Origin of the sequence: Alcanivorax quisquiliarum (assembly GCF_023051175.1) — a bacterium.
GTDB classification, from domain to species: Bacteria; Pseudomonadota; Gammaproteobacteria; order Pseudomonadales; family Alcanivoracaceae; genus Isoalcanivorax; species Isoalcanivorax quisquiliarum.
Map to the genome: position 1 here is coordinate 84,331 of NZ_JALKII010000004.1, position 21,309 is coordinate 105,639.

A 21,309-nucleotide genomic window follows, 5' to 3' on the forward strand; every position below is an offset into this window, starting at 1 on the left:
CGCTTGAACACCTGGCAAGAACACAGTGTGCCGCAGCATGAGCTGACAGACAGACGCGCAATACCCTGCCGTGGGGCAAAACACGCTGTCGTGAGATAAAAAAAGCCCGCTGGTGTCAGCGGGCGATGTCTTTACAGGCCAATTGATGACTCACTTCCGTGTTGCTGTGTGTCTCCGTACACCCACATCTTAGGGCTTCCGGCTGCCGAGCGAAGCAAGCCAAAGCCTACATTACATGTAAGCTTTTACTGACAAAACATGCGAGAGATTGGCTCGATGCCAAAGCGCCATCATGCCAGCGGCAGCCATGATTGCTGCACATCATAATCCGGCAACGGATCGCCCCGCCGATCAAACAGGCGGTAATGGAAGCCCTCCGTGGTCACATCCAGCCGCGCAAACGCATCCCGGCTGTACACCCCGCGCAGCAGTTGCACCCGGTAGCGGGACCACAGCCCGCCAGTAGCAAGCCTGCCGCTGCTCTGCAACATCGGCCCGTACCAACGAAACGCCAGCAGCGCCGTGGGCCAGAACAGCCCGGAGGAAACCATGTTATAGATCGTCTGCGGCTCGCCACGACGGCGGCTGTGCAGGGCCGCCACCAGTGATGCATGCACATCGCCGGAAATGAACGCCACCCGCTTCAGCTGATGGCGGCGAATCACCTCCAGCAAACGCGCACGCTGCGCCACGAATCCTTCCCACGCATCCTGGCGCCGAAACAGGCGCTTCTGATCCGGGAACACCACCACCGGCGAGACGATCAGTTTCACCCGCTCGGGGCCATCCAGCAGCCACTCGGTGAGCGCCTGCTCCTGTCGGGCCGAGATCATCATCCGGTCACGCGTGCGCCGGGCCAGTTGCCGCTCGGTGCGCACATCCATCACAAACACGTCCACACAGCCGCGCCGGAAGCTGTACCAAAGGTGATCCGGGTCGGCATCCAGATACTGCCCGGCAGCATCCAGCGGCATCGCCGGGCTGTGGGAGGCCTGATAAATCTGATACGCCTTCAACGCCGCCGGCAGCTTGCCGACCCAATCCGCCGCCGAGGCACTGGCCGGCCAGTTATCCTCGATCTCGTGATCATCCAGAATCATGTACGTCGGCGTGGTCGCCATCATGCGCTGCATGTGCGGCTGCCCGAACACGCGGCGATAGAGCGAGAGATATTGCTCTTCGGCGCTGATTGCACCCAGTCGATTCAGCGGATCGGCATAAATCTGGTCACCTGCCAGCAGCGTGAAATCCACCTCGCCATAGTCCGCTTGATGCGCCAGCATCGCTTTGAACGTCTTGTCGGCCCGATCATCGGAAACCCGGCCACCGAGATCAAAAAAACGATAGCAGCATGAACCGAACAGCAGACTCACCGGCGCCTCATCGGCTGCCGGTGCGGTACGAAAACGACCGGCTGGCACATCCCCCCAGCTGAGCGAGCCGTCACCCGCCGCCTCGTTCACCACCCAGCCGGCGCGGAATTCGTACTCGGTGCCGGGCTGGAGATCCTTCAGAATCACGACGCCACTGGCGTCGAAATTCCGGTTCAGACGAAACGGCAACACCGCCCCCCACGGCTGCGCTGGCTGCCCAGCCGGTGCCACCACACGCCACTGGATGCGGCCCAGCATCGCCTTACCTTCGGGCAGCGCCGTGGCGATATCGGCCCGGCCGAAAATACGCACCGAAGTGCGATCGCAGTGCCCCACTATCGGTCCCACCGAAAAAGCCGCCACTTGCGTTGTCATGTTCACTTGCAGATCCCTCTTGTACGTTCAACGTCGGCACCTCCGGCACCCTTTCCTCTTTACCAAGGTGAGAACTCAGGCACAGATGCGGCCTGAATTGCCTTGGCTTACCCTGGCTCGCCCCTGAAACCTGCTCAGGAAAATTGTCGCCGCCGCCCATGAAGGCTAGGATGACGCATAGGAAAAAAGGGCTATGATGGCGGCGCGGTTCAAGATTGGGCAACCCTCACCGCCCGGCGTCCCCACACGGGCGTGACTTCGGGAAAACTCCATGGATATGCTGGTAGCCAGGCTGGCTGATGTACCCCGTCATCATCGCCGCTCTGCGTGCAGAGCCCGGCACCGGTGGTGCCTGCTCGGCGCCCTGCTGTGGCTGGCCATGGCCGTGCCGGCAAACAGCGCACCGCTCCCTCCTGCCACGCCCCTCCAGCTGGATGACACGGTCGCGCAGGTGGCCGACGCCCACCGGCGGGCCGCCTGGTTCTGCGCCTCAGCGGCCGATCTGCCGGCGCCGGAAGCGCTGTTGCCGCGCCCGGAGCAGTTTGCCTGGCAACCCGCTGGCCAGCACACACCCAACCATGGATTCACCAGTCAGCATTGCTGGTTTCGCCTGCCGATCGCATTGACCGCAGGGAGCCACAGCCGCTGGCTGCTGCAAATCGAAAACCCGCTGTTGGAACATGCGGACCTGTATCTGCGCCACGCGGACGGCCGCATTACCGATCGCGCCAGCGCCGGCAGCCGCACCCCCTATCGTAGCCGCCCGCTCGATTGGCACCAGCCCACTTTTCCACTGAGCCTGGTGCACGGTGAACACGCCGAGATATTTCTGCACGTCAGCAGCCGCTATGGCCTGCAACTGCCGTTGCAATTGCTCGAACAGCAGGCTCATACCGGCAATACCCAGAACATCATGCTGGTGCAGGGGCTGTTCTTCGGCGCGATGGCGGTGATGATCCTGTACAACCTGTTCTTGTACTGGTCGATTCGCGAGCGGGCTTATCTGCTCTACGTGGCGTGGTCGTGCAGCATCACGCTTTTTCTCGCCATATTGCATGGTCTGGCGCAGCGATTTTTGTGGCCGGGCAACCCCTTGCTGGGTGTGCATGCGCTGACGTATCTGCTGCCGCTCATCGTCTTCCTGCCGGCGCTGTTCACCCTGCATTTTCTTGAGCTGGCGCAGCGCGCCCCCCGGCTGGCAAAACTGCTGCGGCTGCATGTGGGCATCGGTATCGCATTACTGCTGCTGACGCCATTTGTACCGGCCAGCGTCATGATCCCGCTGGATCTGCTGTCCCTGCTGGCAGTCAATCTCTCGATTTTGCTGGTCGGGGTGCTGCGCGCCCATGCGGGCGATCCCGATGCGCGAGTATTCACCCTGGCCTGGCTCTGTTTCATTGCAGGCGCCACCGCGCTGGTGATGAGCAAGTTCGGCTTGCTGCCCCTTGGCGGCCTGGCCGGCCACCTGCTGCAAACAGGCGTGTTCATCGAGGTGGTGCTGCTGTCGCTGGCGCTGGCCAACCGCATCAACCGGCTCAAGGAAGAGCATGGTCTCTCCATTCAGGAAAAAGCGCGAGCGGAGATGGAGGCTTTCAAAGCCGGTGCACGCAATCAGGCAAAAAGCGAATTTCTGGCCACCATGAGCCATGAAATTCGTACGCCGATGAATGGTGTGCTGGGCATGGCCGATCTGCTACGCCGCACGCCGTTGGGAAGCCAGCAGGCGCAGTATGTGGATACGATTTATCAATCCACACAATCGTTGCTCACGGTGATCAACGATATCCTCGACTACTCGCGCATTGAGGCAGGCAAACTCGAGCTTGAGAGTGTCGAGATCAGCGTGGAAAGCCTGATTGACGACTGCGTGTCGCTGTTTGCGGTACTCTCTGCGGAGCGGCGCCTGCCGGTGTACACCTTTCTCGATAGCCGTGTGCCCGAAGTGATCCGCACTGATCCGGTGCGGCTCAAGCAGATCATCACCAACCTGCTCAGCAATGCCTTCAAGTGCACGGAAAAAGGCCAGATCGCCGTGCACGTGACACTGCGGCAGCCGCCTGATCAGAGTGGCGCCTGCGTGCTGCTGTTCGAGGTGTCGGACACCGGCAGCGGCCTGGATGATAGCCAGAAACAATACCTGTTCCGCGAATTCGCCAATGCTCAACAGCGCCCTGCCACGCGGCGCCGCGATGGCGCCGGCCTTGGTCTGGCGATCAGCAAGCGCTTGTGCGAAATGATGGGCGGCGAGATCGGGGTCAACAGCGCCCCCGGCCGCGGCGCCACCTTCTGGTTCACTATCCAGTGCCGCCAGCTGGGCTCGCCCGGCGCCGGCAGCGCGCTGCACGGCAAGCGCCTGCTGATCGTGGATGACGAGCCAGCTTTCTGCCTGTCGGTATCACAAATGGCAGCGCGCTGGGGCATGCAGGTGGACGATTGCCGCAACATCAGCGAGGCCGCCGAACGCCTGGCGCAAGCCGCTCGCCGGGTGCCGTTCGATGCGCTGTTGATCCACCAGCGCTTCAGCACCGAGCTGGGCCGGATTCCCATCGAGCACCGCCCGTCGGCGTTACTGGTGGCTGGCGCCACGGGCGAAACGCCTGCGGCCGGGGCTGCCGCTGGCGCGGTGGTCGTGGAAACACCGGTGCGCTCGCGGTTTCTGCGCGAGGAGCTGTATCAACTACTGGTGCCCACACGCGTCAGTCCGCCACAACCTGCCACCAGCAGCACGGTAGCGGCACTTCAGAACCTCAATGTCATGATTGTCGAGGACAACGCCGTCAACCAGCTGGTGATCGATTCGATTCTCAAGACCGCGGGTATCAGAGCCACCGTCGCCAGCAACGGCCGCGAGGCATTGACGAGGTTCGAGCAAAGCCGACGGCCCTGGAACGTCATCATCATGGATTGCGAGATGCCGGAGATGGATGGCTACGAGGCCACCCGCCGCATCCGTGCACTGGAGCAACAGCAACAGCGCCCGCGTGCCTGGATCATCGCCATCTCCGCCCACGCTGCCGGGGAATATATCTGGAAAGCGCGGGAAGCCGGCGTGGATGACTATCTGAGCAAACCTGTCTCGCGCGATCAGGTGATCGAGGCAATCCAGCGCGGCACTCTTGACAGGGGTGGTGGTGGCGGTAGTGGTCGCGGCGGCGCTAGTGACGCCATTGCTGGCAGCCTCGACGGCACGGCGCCCGCCAGCGAAAACACCACGCCCTGATGCCGCGACGTGAAAAAACCGGCGCCGCCACGTATCATGAGCGCCCCGTCTCCGCCGATGGACAATGTCGTACATGAATCGCACGCCTCGCAAAATCCTGGTTACCAGCGCCCTGCCTTATGCCAACGGCTCCATTCATCTGGGCCACATGCTCGAACACATCCAGACCGATATCTGGGTGCGCTTCCAGAAAATGCGTGGCGAACAATGCATCTATGTGTGCGCCGACGATGCCCACGGCACCGCCATCATGCTCAAGGCCGAACAGCTTGGCCTGCCGCCGGAAGAATATATCGAGCAGATCAAGGCCGAGCATGAGCGCGACTTCGGTGGCTTTCTGATCGAGTACGATCAGTACCACAGCACACATAGTGCCGAGAACCGCGCCTTGTCGGAGCTGATCTACCAGCGCAATCGCGATGCCGGCTATATCGTCGAAAAAGAGATCGTGCAACTTTACGATCCCGTCAAAGGCATGTTCCTGGCGGATCGTTTCGTGCGTGGCCGCTGCCCCAAATGTGATGCGGCGGATCAGTACGGTGATAACTGCGAAGCCTGCGGCGCCACTTATACACCCGCCGAATTGAAAGAACCGTATTCCACTATCAGTGGCGCCGCGCCAGTGGAAAAACCCAACATCCAGCTGTTCTTTGACCTGCCGCAGTTCGAGGACATGTTGCGTGACTGGCTGGCCAGCGATGCGCTGCAAGGCAGCGTCGCCAACAAATTGCGCGAGTGGGTGGAAGCCGGCCTGCAACCCTGGGACATCAGCCGCGAAGCGCCCTACTTCGGTTTCGAGATTCCCGGCTGGCCGGGCAAGTTCTTCTATGTGTGGCTGGATGCCCCGGTGGGCTACATGGCGAGCTTCCAGCATTATTGCGAGCGCAAAGGTCTGGATTTCGACGAGTTCTGGGGGCCGGAGAGCACGGCCGAGCTGCACCATTTCATCGGCAAGGACATCATCAACTTTCACGGCCTGTTCTGGCCGGCCATGCTGGAGGGCGCCGGTTTCCGCAAGCCCACGGCGCTGCATGTGCACGGTTTCGTCACCGTCAACGGCGCCAAGATGTCCAAATCACGCGGCACCTTCATCAAGGCCAGCACCTACCTTGAGCACTTGCAGCCGGAATACCTGCGCTACTATTTCGCCGCCAAGCTCGGCAACGGAGTAGAGGATTTCGATCTCAATCTGGAAGATTTTGTGCAGCGGGTGAACGCCGACCTGATCGGCAAGGTGGTCAATATTGCCAGCCGCACCGCCAACTTCGTGCATAAAGCCGGCGGCACCCTTTCCAGCACGCTGGACAACGAAGCACTGGTGCGTGAAGTGCAGGCAGCCGCGCCGCGCATCGCCAGTTATTACGAGCAACTGGAATTCGGCAAGGCCATGCGCGACATCATGGCGCTGGCCGACAAGGCCAACCACTACATCCAGGAACAAGCGCCCTGGACACTGGCGAAACAGCCCGATCAAGCCCGGCGGGTGCTTGAAGTGTGCTCCTCGGCCGTCAATATCTTCCGGTTGCTGGCGCTGTATCTCAAGCCGGTACTGCCCACGCTGGCTGCCAAGACAGAAGCATTCCTGCGCGTACCCCCGCTCACCTGGGCCGATGCCGACCAGCTGCTCGGCGAGCATCAGATCGAGCGCTTCAGCGCCATGATGAGCCGCATCGACAGCAGCCAGATCAATGCCATGCTGGAGGCTTCCAGGGAAGAAAAGGAAAAGGCGGAGCCGGCGCCGGCCGCCGCCGGCAACGAGCCTGCTACCGCTGCGGAAGAACACATCAGCATTGATGATTTCCTGAAAGTGGAGCTGCGTGTGGCCCGTATTCTCAAAGCCGCACACGTCGAGGGCGCCGACAAACTGCTGCAACTGACACTGGATGTTGGCAACGGCGAAACCCGCAATGTATTCGCGGGCATCAAGGCAAAATACAGCCCCGAGCAACTGGAAGGCCGCCTGACCGTGCTGGTGGCCAACCTGGCGCCGCGCAAGATGAAGTTCGGCGTCTCCGAAGGCATGGTGCTGGCCGCCGGCCCGGGCGGCGAGGATATTTTCCTGCTCAGCCCGGACGACGGCGCTGAGCCGGGCATGGAGGTACGCTGACACATGGCGCGCGCTCCCGCGCTACGGCTCATCGCCGGCCCCGGCGCCCGCGCCCGGCTGGAGCGCGATGGCCTGCAAGCGGACGATATCCGCGTCATGGCCGGAGCCAGCGGCGGCCCCAAGTGGCTTGCGCTGGCGCGCCTGGATGAGTATCTGTTCGGTGAATTTTTTGCCGGCCCCCGTGAAACGCCGCTGCATCTGATCGGTTCCTCTTCCGGCGCCTGGCGCTTTGCCTGCTTCGCGCAGGCCGATCCGGCCGCCGCCTCACGGCGTTTTGCCGAGGGCTACCAGCAAATCTGCTTTCGGCCCGGCATGAGTTTTGACGAGATCACCCGCCACACCCACACCCTGCTGGATGTGGTATTGCCCGACGCTGCCGCGTGCCAGCAGGTGCTGGCCAACCCGCATATCAAACTCAATCTGATTGCCACGCGGGCCAGGGGGCTCAACGCTGCCCGCGCTCGCGCCTTGCAGGCTGCCGGGCTGGGCCTGACGGCACTGGCCAATGCGATACACCGGCGCGCCCTCGGCGGATTCTTCGAGCGCGTGCTGTTTCATGCCGCCAGCCATCAGCCGCCGTTTTATCAGCTCAATGATCTGCCCACCCGCCGCGTGGCGCTGGCCGAAAACAATGTGCGCCAGGCTATTCTTGCCTCCGGTGCCATCCCGCTGGTGCTCAGTGGCATCCCGGATATTCCCGGTGCCGGCCCCGGCATGTATTACGATGGCGGCGTGACGGATTATCACTTCGACATTCCGTTCAGCCAGGACGGGCTGGTGCTCTATCCGCATTTTTATCCCACCATCACGCCCGGCTGGTTCGACAAGGCACTCAAGTGGCGCCGTGGTAATCCACGGCATTACGACAACGTGGTGATCCTCTGCCCCACCGACGAATGGGTCGCGGCACTACCGGGTGGCCGCATCCCCGATCGTCGCGATTTCACGCGGTTGCCCGATGCCCAACGCATCCGCGACTGGGGCGAGGCGATCAAACGCTCGGAGATGCTGGTGGAGGATTTCCAGCGGCTGCAACAGGGTGACTTGTCCGCCCTGCGCCGGTGAACACGCCCGCGTAACAGCTGTCGCTCAAATGGTTAAATAACAACCACTTGAGCGCTTTTTATGCTTGAAAATCCTGTTCTCGCCCTCATATCTGATATTGCTGGCGGCCGTCTCTCCAGAGCGCGTCGTGCCATTGCCAAAAGCAATCGCACCCATACCAGCTATCCATTATACATATAGCCCTCAAGGCCGTATTCTTACCCTCGTCACGATGACAATTCTTCGAAGGAGCAAGACATGTCAGTTATCAATACTCAGATCAAGCCGTTCAAGGCGCAAGCATTCAAAAACGGTGAATTCATCGAAGTCACAGAAGCCGACCTGAAAGGCAAGTGGGCAGTATTCTTCTTCTATCCTGCCGACTTCACCTTCGTCTGCCCCACCGAACTGGGCGACGTGGCCGACTACTACGACGAATTCCAGAAGCTGGGCGTGGAAATCTATTCGGTATCCACCGACACCCACTTTACACACAAAGCATGGCACGACGCGTCCGAGACCATCGGCAAGATCAAGTATCCGATGCTCGGCGACCCGACCCTGCAAATCAGCCGCAACTTTGAAGTGCTGCGTGAAGATCAGGGCCTGGCCAACCGCGGTACGTTCATCGTGGATCCGGACGGCATTATCCAAGCCGTTGAAATCACTGCCGAAGGTATCGGCCGTGATGCGCAAGATCTGTTGCGCAAAGTGAAAGCTGCTCAGTACGTAGCGGCCCACCCGGGTGAAGTGTGCCCGGCCAAGTGGAAAGAAGGTGAAGCGACTCTGGCTCCGTCCCTGGACCTGGTCGGCAAGATCTAAGCCCGCTGAACTGAGCGTGAACACTGCCCGGGCCACTCTGGCCCGGGCACTTCAAAGAATACCCCGAATATCAATTGCTCACGGAGAACGCCAGCATGTTGGACGCCAACCTCAAGACTCAACTTCAGACGTACATGGAACGCATCAGCCGGCCGTTCGAGGTTGTCGCGTCCCTTGATGATGGCGACAAATCCAGGGAGTTGCTGGAGCTGCTGCGCGAAATCCAGAGCATGTCTGACAAGATCAGCCTGCGTGAAGATGGCACCGACGCGCGCAAGCCGTCGTTCAGCCTGAATCCCGTTGGTGGCGATGTCAGCCTGACCTTTGCCGGCATCCCCATGGGCCACGAATTCACCTCGCTGGTGCTGGCGCTGCTGCAAGTGGGTGGTCACCCGCCGAAAGCCAGCGACGAAGTGATCGAGCAGGTGAAAGCACTGGAAGGTGACTTTCAGTTTGAAACCTATTTTTCATTGTCCTGCCAGAACTGCCCGGATGTGGTCCAGGCACTGAACCTGATGGCAGTACTGAACCCGAATATCAAACACGTGGCGATCGACGGCGCGCTGTTCCAGGCGGAAGTCGAAGAACGTCAGGTGATGTCTGTACCGAGCGTGTTTCTCAATGGCGAGCCGTTCGGCCAGGGCCGCATGGGCATAGAAGAAATCGTCGCCAAACTGGACACCGGCGCCGCGACCCGCGATGCGGAAAAGATGAGCGAAAAAGAAGCGTTTGACGTACTCGTTATCGGCGGCGGCCCTGCCGGTGCCGCCAGCGCCATCTACGCAGCGCGTAAAGGCATCCGCACCGGTGTCGCTGCTGAACGCTTTGGCGGCCAGGTACTGGATACCATGGCCATCGAGAACTTCATCTCGGTGAAAGCCACCGAAGGCCCGAAACTGGCCACGGCATTGGAAGAACACGTCCGCGATTACGATGTAGACATCATGAACCTGCAACGGGCCGAGCAACTGATCCCCGGCGAAAACGGCGCGCTGCACGAGGTGAAATTTGCCTCCGGTGCAAGCCTCAAGTCGAAAACGCTGGTGCTGGCCACCGGCGCGCGCTGGCGCGAAGTCAACGTGCCCGGCGAGCAGGAATATCGTGGCCGCGGCGTGGCCTACTGCCCGCACTGTGATGGCCCGTTGTTCAAGGGCAAGCGCGTGGCGGTCATCGGCGGAGGAAACTCCGGTGTCGAGGCAGCCATTGATCTGGCCGGCATCGTCGAGCATGTCACGCTGCTGGAATTTGACAGCCAGCTGCGCGCCGATCAGGTATTGCAGAAGAAGTTGCACAGCCTGTCGAACGTGGATGTGCTGGTCAGCGCTCAGACCACCGAGATCACTGGCGACGGCAGCCGTGTCAACGGGCTGGTGTACAAGGACCGCAACAGTGGTGAAGAACACCGTGTGGAGCTGGCGGGTGTGTTCGTGCAGATCGGCCTGGTGCCCAACACCGACTGGCTGAAAGGCACGGTGGAGCTGTCTCGCTTCGGCGAAATTGTCACCGATGCCCGCGGCGAAACCTCGATTCCCGGCATTTTTGCAGCTGGCGACGTGACCACGGTGCCCTACAAGCAGATTGTCATCGCCCTCGGCGAAGGTGCCAAGGCAGCGTTGAGCGCCTTTGACCACCTGATCCGCAGCTCGGTGGACGCTGCCGCCTGATCTACAAAGCGAAACCGGACAACCACCCCGCGTCTCTGACCGGGGTGGTTTTTTTATGCTGTATCACACTCCTGCCGCCGTAGCGGAACTTGCGCCGCCCCTTCTGTCACATTTGTTACAGGCATTCAAAGCGCTGCTTTTTTTCGCGACGCTCTCGCGACAACTATCGCGACCAGTATCGCGGCACCCTCACGGCGCTCTCATCTCGCGACACAGGAGGACAGATATGGCCACCCCCTCACTCAACGGCAAACGCGTCGCCATGCTGGTCATGAACGGCTTTGAACAAATCGAACTGACCAGCCCGAAAGAGGCGCTGGAAAAAGCTGGCGCCCGCGCCGACATCATTGCCGACCAGCCCGGCACCGTCACCGGCTGGCACCATACCGACCGCGGCGACACATTTTCGGTGGACAACACCTTCGACAAGATACAAGTGGATGAATACGACGCCGTGGTGCTGCCCGGCGGCGTCATCAATGCCGACGCCATCCGCATGGATGATGCCGCCAGAACGTTCATCCAGGCAGCCGTCGGCGCCGGCAAACCGATTGCCGTGATCTGCCACGGCCCCTGGCTGCTGATCTCGGCCGGTGTAGTGGCCGGCAAGCAGATGACCAGCTTCCCCTCGCTGAAAGATGATCTGGAGAACGCCGGCGCACACTGGCGCGACGAGGCTGTAGTTCGCGACGGCAACCTTATCAGTAGCCGCAAGCCGGACGATTTGCCGGCTTTCAATCAGGCGTTGATCGAGGCCCTGGCTGGATAATATCACTTCAATATCAATCAATTGTTAGTCAGCGGCTTAACCCCTTCACGCCTTGACACACTGCTGACACGCCGCTAACTTCCCCGCTCTGCCGCGCCTGGTGTGGCTGCCGGCAGGGCCGGCGCCGCATGAAGAACATCAACGAGGCGAAGCGTTTCGAGGCGGCAAGATAAAAACAGAAAACCAGTTAAAAGAAGAATAAAAAAAGTGGCAGCAAGACAACGGGCATCGTCGGGCAAAGCACCAGCTCGCCTCAACAGCCCGAGCACCACAGCAACAGGCCCGCTCCCTGCAGGGCGCAATAGCTGGCCGGCACCGCCATGCCGTACTGACAACGATTCAATACAAAGCACCACCGAACCGCTTCGGTTCTTTTTTAAATTAAACCTTTTGAAAAGCAAACTTTTTAAAACCAGAACTTCTGGAAGTTAAACTTTTGGGGAAGATATGCGCCATTTCAATCTGGTTGTATTAACAGCCGTCGCCGTTGCCTGGCTTTCCGGCTGCACCACCCTGCATCGTTCCGATGAAATCCGCCTGCGTGAATTACGCGCTGTCGGCATTTCCGAAACAGAAGTGCAGGTGAAACACCCCGGCGTAGCGGCTGGCCTGAACCTGCTGCCCGGCTTCGGAAACTTCTATCTCGGGGCTGGCACCAACGAAGGTTCCCAGTGGGCTTATGGCTTTCTGAACCTGCTGTTCTGGCCGGTATCCATTGTCTGGGCCGCACCTGCGGCGGCCATTGATGCAGGCACTATCAACAAGAAGGAAACTGCGTTTTACTACACCTACGACCCGACCGGCATTCGCGAGCTGGCGCAACGGGAAGCCGCCTTGGCGAGCGCGATGGCGGAACGCGAAACAGCAGCGCCCCCGACCACTGCGCCCTTTGATGCCTACGCGCCCACCGACGACACCCTGACGCCCGAGGATAGCGCGGCTACACCTGACGACATCCTCGCACCCGCCGCCAATGAATCTGCACACGAAACGACTGCCGATACCGCCGCCCTGCTCAATTGAATCGGCAGGGCGACACAACCGGGCAAACAAGAAAAAACACCGCTCGCGGTTGTGACAGGCTCCTGTTGCCGGCACCTCGCCGGCAACAGGCAAGCCCGCCAGCGCATAGACGAACGACAAGCTGAGAGCTGGGCAGACCCAGGCCTTACCACAGGTGCCAAGCAGGACCAGCTTGTGCTCTTACGAAAGTGTCACACATCTAAGCCCTGCTACAGCGAGTCCCTCTAACGCAAGCTCTCTAAAAATGCCAACTCCTTGCTAATTACCTCGCTGAAAAAAGGTTCGAAGTATGGTTCGAAATGATTGGCCTCAACTGTCTGCACAAGGACGTGGTGATTGTTCACTTTGCGAATAGCGGCCTCGACAAAGGGGGCGACAGTATCATTGGTGGCGCCTAGCAGTAAGGTGGGGACCCGAATGTCTTTCAGGCGCCGGAATGGGCGATATGGCCCCATCGTCATGAGTGAGCGGGCCGCGACACGGTTATCGTACTTGCGTCCGAGGCTGCGCTCGGCCAGCTGCAACGCCATCTGAGCGCTGTCCCTGTCCATCGACGAAAAAGCGCCAGGCTCGCTGACAACGGGTATATAGACCGGATGACCGGGCTTGATCAAATCCACCAGGCTATAAAATGCGAACCGTAACAACCGTCGCAGAGGCACAGCCCGCACCGCCGCCGTGCCATCCAGCATCGGGACCTGTGCAATCACTCCAGCCAGCTCCGGGTGGTCCGCCGCCAGCTCAACCGCATGGCCGCCACCGAGCGAAGAGCCCCAGACTACGATCCTGGCGGGATCAACAGCAGGATGAGCCTTGAGGAACGCCAACGCTGCATCAGCGTCTCGCATCCGTTGTCGTACCGAAATAGCCTGCCGCGGCAACCCGGCACTATCACCCCAGCCGCGGTAGTCAAAAGTCATAACCAGGTACCCGGCCCGCGTGAATTCCTCGTAGAACGGCACAGTCAGCGCGTTCTGGATACCACCCCACCCATGCACCATGAGAATGGCCGGCTTGGCTTCCCCGCTATCGTCTGCGGGTTGATGCAGAGTGGCCGCACACCAGACACCGTCAGAATAGAACCCCACCCGCTCGCTACGGCACGTAAGATCGTCAGGGCCATGTCTGAGTTTTTCCATGAAGCAGCTCCCGAGGTAAAATGTTCTTGCACGGCATTCAAGAACCAATGCTATCACTCTTGTATGCCATTCAAGATTGACCTGAGTGACTTCAGGAGCAGGCAGCATGGCGAAAAACAAGCGCGACATTGATCTGGACGTGAAGAGAAAGGAGCTGGAACAGGCGGCGGCCCGCTTGTTCATGGCCCGTGGGTACGACGCCACGTCCATGGGCAGCATTGCAAAGGAACTGGGCGTTACTGCCAACACTCTCTACTGGTACTACGCCAGCAAAGACGAACTTCTGGTTGGCGTCCTTAACCGCCTGCTCTCGGACAGCCTGGAAAAACTCCCGGCAATGATGGAATTGTCCCTTCGAGACCAGATCGATTGGACGCTACGAGAACTGGAAAAAAGCCGCCCACTGGTGAATACAGTACACGGGAAATTGGGCGAGTCTGCGGCAATTCGTGATTGGCACGACCGATTTCACAGCCTTCTGGAATCTGCAGTGGCCCACACCCTGAAAGCGAAAGGCATCCGTGGAGAGCGGGCCAGAATGCTGGCTACGGTGGCGATTTTTCTGGTGGAAGGGCTTCTGGCGCACCCGCACACCGAAACGCAGCGCGACGACATTCTAGCGTGGTTTTCGCAAAACTCAGCGGCGGATCCGGCCTGACCCCATACGCACTCTACATCGCTGCTCTACATCGCCGCCCTACATCGCCCTTCCTCCAGACTTCGAAAAAGGGCCTCGTATCGCAATTCAGATCGTGTTTGCTTGATCTGCGAAAGCTGCCGGACGAGGGCTAACCCCGGTTAGTCTGAGTGCTGTTCTCATGCACAGCGATGCTCAGATTACCGCGCTAAAAAAGGAATTGCGTCACCTCGCGTATCAGCCACCGTGACGCAAAGCCACCTCCAGATCATCTGCATACTCGCCGAGCGAGGCCAGAATAAAACGCGCCTTGTCGTCATCGGCTTTTTCAGTGGCCAGCGCGGCCAGCCGTTCACGGAAGGCCGGCAGCGACAAGCGCGCCGGCTCATCGTCATTCAGCCGCGCCAGGCAGAACGCCCGCCAGTCCGCCAGTTCCTGCGCGGACAGCGTGTGCGGATAATTACGCGCCCGGTAACGCCAGAGCATCTCCGGTAGCCGCCGATCCTCGAACGGAAAACTGCGCTGCCCCAACTCCTGGGGAGGTGTTTCACGCAGCTGCTGCATCAGCTGGCGATCTGCGTCACTGAAAAAGCCACCGCCATAGAGCATCGTGTCGGGATCAGTGTGCTCGGTGAATTCACGCCCGCGATAAATCTCTGTCAGCCTCGCCGGCAGCTGCTCACGCGCCTCCCGCAGCACCTGCCAATGTCGCCGGCAGGCCGCCATATCCAGCCCCAGCCGCTGCTGCACTGCTTCATCGGCCAGCTTCACGGTGGCCACCACCGGCGCGCGATTGATGTGGATTTCCTTCAAGGGGATACGTTCCTCACCCTCGCCCAGCTCAGCGCTGCGGCTGAATACCCGCCGGCGCACCTCCTCCACGGAGGCGTTGATCAGCGCCGCCGGATCAGCCGACAGATCGTAAACGATAATGCTGTTGCGATTGCCGGGGTGCGCCATCAGCGGCATCACCAGTGCCGTGCAGAATCGCGCCGCAGGAATTCGCCCGGAGACGTGCAGCACCGGCTCCTGCGACACCACATTGAGCAGGCCCGCCACCTCATGCTTGAAGCGCAGCGACAGCGCGTAATCGAACAGCCTGGGCTGCTTTTCACGAATCAGACGCGCCAGCGCGATAGTGGCGTAAACGTCCGATAGCGCATCGTGCGCCGCCTCATGGGCCAGCCCGTTGGCCTGGGTCAGTTGCTCCAGCCGAAAACTGTGGGTGCCATCTTCTCGCAATGGCCATTCGATACCCTGCGGCCGCAAAGCGCAGCACAGGCGCGCCACATCAATCAGATCCCAGCGGGAATTGCCGTTTTGCCATTCGCGTGCGTAGGGATCGAAAAAATTACGGTACAAGGTGTGGCGCGTCACTTCGTCGTCAAAGCGAATGCTGTTGTAGCCCACCGTGCACGTGCCGGGCTGCGCCATCTCCTGGTGAATGCGGGCAATGAATTCTGCTTCCGGCAGGCCTTCTTCCAGCACCTGCTGCGGCGTCAGCCCGGTGACCAGGCACGCCTCCGGGTGCGGCAGATAATCCGGCGTCGGGCGGCTGTACCACATCAGCGGCTCGCCGATCACGTTCAGCTCGGCATCGGTACGGATACCGGCGAATTGCGAAGGCCGATCCACCATCGGATTGGCACCCCAGGTTTCATAGTCGTGCCAGAAAAATGTTGCTTGTGCCAAATCCCGGCCCCCCAGAAGAGCATTGATATGGATAGCAGGATACCGGGCGTGGCCCGGCCTGAACACCTGCGCTATGGTGTAGCGGACACTTGGGAGAACGCCATGAGCCAGCTACCTGATTACCAGCCCGAGAACCACCAGCGCGCCGACATTGATGCCCTGCCCGGCATTACTGTACTGGAGTTTGGTGCCTCCTGGTGTGGCCACTGCCTCGCTGCCAGCCCGCTGATCAGCGAAGTGCTGGCCGGCGAGGCCGCCGTGCGTCATATCCGGGTGGCGGACGGGCCGGGCCGCCCGCTGGGGCGCTCTTATCGGGTAAAACTGTGGCCCACGCTGATCTTTTTGCGTGACGGCCGGGAAGTCGCTCGCGTGGTACGCCCCACCGCCACAGGGCCGCTCAGTGAAGCGCTGGCGCAGGTTCAGTAGCCACCCGAGCAGCAAAGTTTCACCTTTACGCTGACCATCGGTATCGATCCCGGTCGCGCCGCAGCGCCGGCCTGCACACGGGCAGGCGGGCACCACGCATACCCCATTCATGGTATTTCCATCCCCGTTACCCGGTGGCATCAATATCCCCGGAGTGCAGCAGACCCGCCAGCACAATGCATCACGCATAAACGGGAGAAACCATGAACCGTCATACACGTCTGGCGCTGGCTGTCGGCCTGTCCGTCCCAGTGCTGCTGGCACCGCCGCTTTACGCCGCCACTTCGCCTGATCCGGCGACCCGGACAGCCGCCTATATTCAGTTGCGCCGGGATGTGCTGATCAACGCCGATCTGTGGACGGAGCAACCGGAGATTCTGGCCGCCAATTTTGGCTTCGAAGGTATTATCGGCGTGCCCGGTCTGCTGTCTGCTGATGATCTGTCCCTGGCGGTGGCCGCCGGCGCCGGGGTCAATCTCGATTGGGCCGCGCTGGAGCCGACGCCACCGCTGCGCAACCTGACCAGCGCCGCCAGCCCGCTTGGTGCCGCCGTGGCAGGCTTTGGCGCCACACCACAGTTGGCCGATGCCATGCCGATCGAAGTGAGCTGGCCTCTGCTGCCCAGCTCCGTCTCGCCAGAAAATATCGCTATCACCCTGAACACTGGCGATGTGGTAACGCCGGTGGCAGCCGCGCTGAATCCCAACTACGACCACAACGAACGCCATGTGATCGTGGTGTTCGGCGAATTCGGCAATCGTCTGCCGCCAGGTAGCGAAGGCGCTGTTTATCCGCAAACCGTCACTTTCGTCGCTGGCAGCTCGCCGTTGATGGCTGTCGGTCCGGACGGCCCTGTTTCCATAGTTGGCCTGTCCGCGCCCAGCAGTAATCCTTACGTTGCCGGGCCTGCACTGATCGGCGCGTTGTTGAGCCGTTTCTCACCGGCTGGTGATTTCCCGCCACCGGCGCTCATGGGTGCCTTTCCCAACGATGCCTATTCGCTTTATGGCGAAGCCGCGCAATATCGGCTGCGGTTATTCACCTCAGGCGGCTTCTCACCGGATGGCGTCAGCGGCTTTCTACCGACGGATTTCGAGACTTTTTTCCGGCTGCATGGCCACGATAGCGATGGCCAGCCTGTGATTCTCGACAAGCAAGGGCATGTGTACGATCTGGGCGTGGGTCAGGTCACCATCGTTGGCCTGGCAGAAGCAGGTGCGCCGACCACTGGCACCCCGGATCGCGCTTACTATGTCGAAGATCACGATAACTATTTCGATATCGTGCTGGAGGGTGATGAAGCAGCCGTGCGCTTGCTGCAGGCCGTAGAGATACCCACCGCTGCGGTTGCCGGCTACAGCGATATCTATAACCCCGGCGGGCCGGGCCGAACCCCGGCAGCGTCCACCTCCTACACCCGCCCGGCACTGCCGCAGCACTTTCCGATCACGCACAGGCTTGCGCCGCATTCGCCGCACACGGTCAGTTACGCCGCGCAAACACTGGCCAGCTACGATCTCGACGATGATTTGCCGGTGGTGTTCCGGCTGCGCGCCGAGGGCCGCGCCGATGTGCTGACCAGCAGCAGCATCGTCGCCAACGCGCTGGTCACTCATCAGGGCTACACGCTGGCGCAGGTGCCTTATGCCAACGAGATGGCGCGGCCGGGGGTCAGTGATGTGCGCCGTTATGTCTCTGACAGCGGCGATCACTTCTATACTCTCGACGCGGCCGAACAGGCACGGCTTGAGGCAGACCCGCACTGGCGCAGCGAAGGCCGTGCCTTTGGCGCGTTCGCCAGAGACTGGCCGGGCCTGGCGCCAGTGTATCGCTTCCACGACCCACGCACTCAGCGCCATCTGTTTACCACCGACCCCGGCGAAGGCACCCGGCTGGGCGCCGACTACGAAGGCGTGGCCTGGTATGCAGCACCGTTTATTGCGCCGTCATCGGCACCCGTTGCCGGCCGCTCCGGCTCCGGCGGCAGCATCGGGTGTCTGAGCCTGCTCGGGCTTGGCGTGCTGTTCTGGCGGCGCTGCCCTTAATCCGCGCCGCGCGGCCATGTATCCTTGGCAGTCCCGAAAACCCGACCCGAGAATCCCATGGCCGATACGTTGACCCTCACTCGCCCCGATGACTGGCACCTGCACTTTCGCGATGGCGCCATGCTGGCCGGCACAGTGCCGGCCACGGCGCGCGTGTTCCGGCGCGCTATCGTGATGCCGAACCTGACGCCGCCGGTGTTCAACGCGGCCGACGCAGCAGCGTACCGCGAGCGCATCCTTGCCGCCGTGCCCGCAGGCATCGAGTTCGAGCCGTTGATGGTGCTGTACCTGACGGACAACACCACCGCCGCCGATATCGCCACCGCCGCAGAGAGCGGCATCGTCTACGGCGCCAAGCTCTATCCTGCCGGCGCCACCACCAATTCCGACAGCGGCGTGCGTGATCCTGCCGCCATTACCGCCCTGTACGAAGCGTTGGAAAAACACGATCTGCCGCTGCTGTTGCACGCAGAAGTAACCGCCGACGATATCGACGTGTTCGACCGCGAAAAAGTGTTTATCGACCGTTACCTGAACGATATCCGCCGCCAGTTTCCGGCACTGCGTATCGTGTTCGAGCATGTCACCACGCTTGAAGGCGTGCAGTTCGTGCGCGATGCCGGCGAGCTGACCGCGGCCAGCGTGACGCCGCAGCATCTGATGCTCAACCGCAACGATCTGCTGGTCGGCGGCGTGCACACTCACAATTACTGCCTGCCCGTGCTCAAGCGCCGCGATCATCAGCAGGTGATCCAGCAGGCCGTGCTCAGCGGCCACCCGCGCTTTTTTCTCGGCACCGATTCGGCGCCCCATGCACGGCATCGCAAAGAGGCCGCCTGCGGCTGCGCCGGCTGCTACTCGGCACCGGCCGCGCTGGAGCTGTATGCCACCTTCTTTGACGAGCACGGCGCACTGGATCGGCTGGAAGCCTTCGCCAGCCACTTTGGTGCGGATTTTTACCGCCTGCCCCGCAACACCGATACCGTGACGCTGGTGCGTGAAAACTGGCAGGTGCCCGACGCACAGGAAATGGACGGCCAGCCGGTTGTGCTCTGGCAAGCCGGCCGCACCCTGCCCTGGAGACTGCTCGACTGACTATCGCCAGCCACGGCCCCAGCAATCTGATGCTGCAAAGCAGCATCACCGCCGCCGCGCCGTCAGATGGCGCGGGCAACAGCCGCTTTATTCAGCACTGTCGTTGCCCCGCGCCTGCTGATACCACAAGCGAGCGTAAACGCCCTGCGCGGCCAGCAGCTGTTCGTGCGTGCCCTGCTCGACGATGCGGCCGTGATCCAGCACCAGAATCTGATCCGCGTCGCGCACCGTTGATAACCGGTGTGCGATCACCAGCGTGGTGCGCTGGCAGGCCACTTCATTGAGCGCGCCCAGCACCGCCTGCTCGGATACCGAATCCAGCGACGCGGTTGCTTCGTCCAGCAACAGGATCGGCGGGTTCTTCACCAGCACCCGCGCCAGCGCAATGCGCTGCTTTTCACCGCCCGACACCTTCAAGCCCCGCTCGCCCACTTTGGTCTGCAAGCCGTCCGGTAACGCCTCGATAAACTGCGCCAGATGCGCAAGCCGGATCGCCTCATGCACTTCCGCTTCTGTCGCCTCCGGGCGCCCGTAGGCGATATTGTTGTAGATGGTATCGTTGAACAGCACCGTATCCTGCGGCACCACGCCAATTGCCGCACGCAAGCTGCGCTGTGTGACCGTGCGGATATCGGCACCATTGACGGAAATGACGCCGGCATCCACATCGAAAAAGCGGAACAGCAACCGCCCCAGAGTAGATTTACCCGCGCCGCTGCTGCCCACCACCGCCACCTTCTGGCCCGTCGGCACCACGAAACTCACCTGGTGCAAGATACGCCGCTGCGGGTGATAGCCAAAGCTCACGTCATGAAAACGAATGCCCTCCCCGGTATCAGGCAGCACTGGCGCATTCGGTTGATCGACCACACGCGGCGCCTGCTTGAGCAATGAAAACATCTGCTCCACATTCACCAGCGACTGGCGAATTTCACGATAAATAAAACCCAGCGCGTTAAGCGGAATGAACAACTGGATCATGTAGGCATTGATCATGGTGAGATCGCCCAGCGTGATCTCACCACTTGCCACCTGCCGCACTGCCATCCACATCATCACCGTCATGGTGACGGCAATGATGAACGCCTGACCCGAATTGAGCGCCGCCAGCGATAAGCGGTTTTTCATCCGCGCCTGCTCCCAGGCCGCCAGATCCACATCATAGCGGCGAGCTTCAAACGCCTCGTTGCCAAAATATTTCACGGTTTCAAAATTCAGCAGGCTATCCACCGCGCGTGTATTCGAGCGACTGTCCATGGCGTTGGATTCGCGCACAAAGCGCGTACGCCACTCCGTGACGCGCACGGAAAACAGCACATAGATCGCCACCGCGCCCAGCACCACGCTGACATACCCCGGCGAAAACACCGCAAACAGGATGCCCGCCACCAGCACGATTTCCAGCAGCGTGGGCACAATATTGAACAACGTGAAACGCAGCAAAAAACTGATGCCGCTGGTGCCACGCTCGATATCCCGCGCCAGCCCGCCCGTGCGCCGCGACAAGTGAAAACTCATTTCCAGCCGATGCAGATGCTCGAATACCTCCAGCGACACCCGCCGCATGGCGCGCTCGGCAACACGGGCAAACACCGCATCGCGCAGCTCGCTGAAAACCGTCGACACCAACCGGAGTAGCCCATAAGCCAGCACCAGCAACACCGGGGCCGCGAGCCAGCCAGTGCCCGGCTCGTCGGCCTCCAGCGCATCGACGATATATTTCAGCGCCACCGGCATCGCCACCGTGGCCAGCTTCGCTGCAATCAACAACAGCAGCGACAACAGCACACGGCCACGAAACTCCATCAGGTAGGGCCACAACTGGCGAATGATGCGCCAGTCCGGGCGGCCCTGGATGTCGGTATCCTGCATATGACG

15 protein-coding genes are annotated in these 21,309 nt (G+C 61.1%); 11 read left to right on the plus strand and 4 right to left on the minus strand.

The window, feature by feature from the left end:
• Positions 1 to 290 precede the first annotated feature (290 nt).
• Positions 291 to 1,748, minus strand: coding sequence for an alkaline phosphatase D family protein (locus MU846_RS07740; protein WP_246951348.1), 1,458 nt, complete (start codon positions 1,746 to 1,748; stop codon positions 291 to 293).
• Between the two features lie 271 nt (positions 1,749 to 2,019).
• On the opposite strand from MU846_RS07740, the gene MU846_RS07745 reads away from it, so the two are divergent.
• The 7 genes from MU846_RS07745 to MU846_RS07775 all read left to right on the plus strand — a co-directional run bounded on the left by MU846_RS07745 (position 2,020) and on the right by MU846_RS07775 (position 12,397).
• Positions 2,020 to 4,968, plus strand: coding sequence for a hybrid sensor histidine kinase/response regulator (locus MU846_RS07745; RefSeq protein ID WP_246951351.1), 2,949 nt, complete (start codon positions 2,020 to 2,022; stop codon positions 4,966 to 4,968).
• Between the two features lie 73 nt (positions 4,969 to 5,041).
• Positions 5,042 to 7,075 carry a methionine--tRNA ligase gene (gene metG, locus MU846_RS07750; RefSeq protein ID WP_246951353.1) on the plus strand — a complete coding sequence of 678 codons (2,034 nt, stop codon included), beginning with the start codon at positions 5,042 to 5,044 and terminating at the stop codon, positions 7,073 to 7,075.
• 3 nt (positions 7,076 to 7,078) lie between these two features.
• Positions 7,079 to 8,140, plus strand: coding sequence for a patatin-like phospholipase family protein (locus MU846_RS07755; protein WP_246951355.1), 1,062 nt, complete (start codon positions 7,079 to 7,081; stop codon positions 8,138 to 8,140).
• 237 nt (positions 8,141 to 8,377) lie between these two features.
• Complete coding sequence (gene ahpC / locus MU846_RS07760; RefSeq protein ID WP_246951358.1) at positions 8,378 to 8,941, plus strand: alkyl hydroperoxide reductase subunit C; 564 nt, start codon at positions 8,378 to 8,380, stop codon at positions 8,939 to 8,941.
• 95 nt (positions 8,942 to 9,036) lie between these two features.
• Positions 9,037 to 10,605 (plus strand): alkyl hydroperoxide reductase subunit F, encoded by a 1,569-nt coding sequence (gene ahpF / locus MU846_RS07765; RefSeq protein ID WP_246951360.1) that lies wholly within the window; start codon positions 9,037 to 9,039, stop codon positions 10,603 to 10,605.
• 226 nt (positions 10,606 to 10,831) lie between these two features.
• The gene (locus MU846_RS07770; protein ID WP_246951361.1) at positions 10,832 to 11,374 is read left to right on the plus strand and encodes a type 1 glutamine amidotransferase domain-containing protein; all 543 of its coding nucleotides are present in this window, start codon (positions 10,832 to 10,834) and stop codon (positions 11,372 to 11,374) included.
• Positions 11,375 to 11,821: 447 nt separating this feature from the next.
• Positions 11,822 to 12,397 (plus strand): hypothetical protein, encoded by a 576-nt coding sequence (locus tag MU846_RS07775; protein WP_246951364.1) that lies wholly within the window; start codon positions 11,822 to 11,824, stop codon positions 12,395 to 12,397.
• Positions 12,398 to 12,621: 224 nt separating this feature from the next.
• Here MU846_RS07775 and MU846_RS07780 read toward each other — a convergent pair whose 3' ends face one another.
• Positions 12,622 to 13,536: an alpha/beta hydrolase gene (locus tag MU846_RS07780; RefSeq protein WP_246951367.1), complete on the minus strand. Its 915-nt coding sequence runs from the start codon at positions 13,534 to 13,536 to the stop codon at positions 12,622 to 12,624.
• A gap of 106 nt (positions 13,537 to 13,642) precedes the next feature.
• Between MU846_RS07780 and MU846_RS07785 the strand changes: the two genes are divergently transcribed.
• A complete protein-coding gene (locus MU846_RS07785) occupies positions 13,643 to 14,194 on the plus strand; it encodes a TetR/AcrR family transcriptional regulator (RefSeq protein WP_246951369.1) in 552 nt (183 codons plus the stop codon).
• A 216-nt stretch (positions 14,195 to 14,410) separates the two neighbouring features.
• Here MU846_RS07785 and sbcB read toward each other — a convergent pair whose 3' ends face one another.
• A complete protein-coding gene (sbcB, locus tag MU846_RS07790) occupies positions 14,411 to 15,865 on the minus strand; it encodes an exodeoxyribonuclease I (RefSeq protein ID WP_246951371.1) in 1,455 nt (484 codons plus the stop codon).
• A 27-nt stretch (positions 15,866 to 15,892) separates the two neighbouring features.
• Between sbcB and MU846_RS07795 the strand changes: the two genes are divergently transcribed.
• From MU846_RS07795 to pyrC, 3 genes are all read left to right on the plus strand, one after another.
• Entirely contained in the window at positions 15,893 to 16,291 is a 399-nt protein-coding gene (locus MU846_RS07795) for a thioredoxin family protein (RefSeq protein WP_306799307.1), read from the plus strand.
• Positions 16,292 to 16,494: 203 nt separating this feature from the next.
• Positions 16,495 to 18,336, plus strand: coding sequence for a GlyGly-CTERM sorting domain-containing protein (locus MU846_RS07800; RefSeq protein WP_246951373.1), 1,842 nt, complete (start codon positions 16,495 to 16,497; stop codon positions 18,334 to 18,336).
• 57 nt (positions 18,337 to 18,393) lie between these two features.
• Positions 18,394 to 19,431, plus strand: coding sequence for a dihydroorotase (gene pyrC, locus MU846_RS07805; RefSeq protein WP_246951375.1), 1,038 nt, complete (start codon positions 18,394 to 18,396; stop codon positions 19,429 to 19,431).
• Positions 19,432 to 19,518: 87 nt separating this feature from the next.
• On the opposite strand, the gene MU846_RS07810 is transcribed toward pyrC, so the two are convergent.
• Positions 19,519 to 21,303 (minus strand): ABCB family ABC transporter ATP-binding protein/permease, encoded by a 1,785-nt coding sequence (locus MU846_RS07810; RefSeq protein WP_246951642.1) that lies wholly within the window; start codon positions 21,301 to 21,303, stop codon positions 19,519 to 19,521.
• Between the last annotated feature and the right edge of the window lie 6 nt (positions 21,304 to 21,309).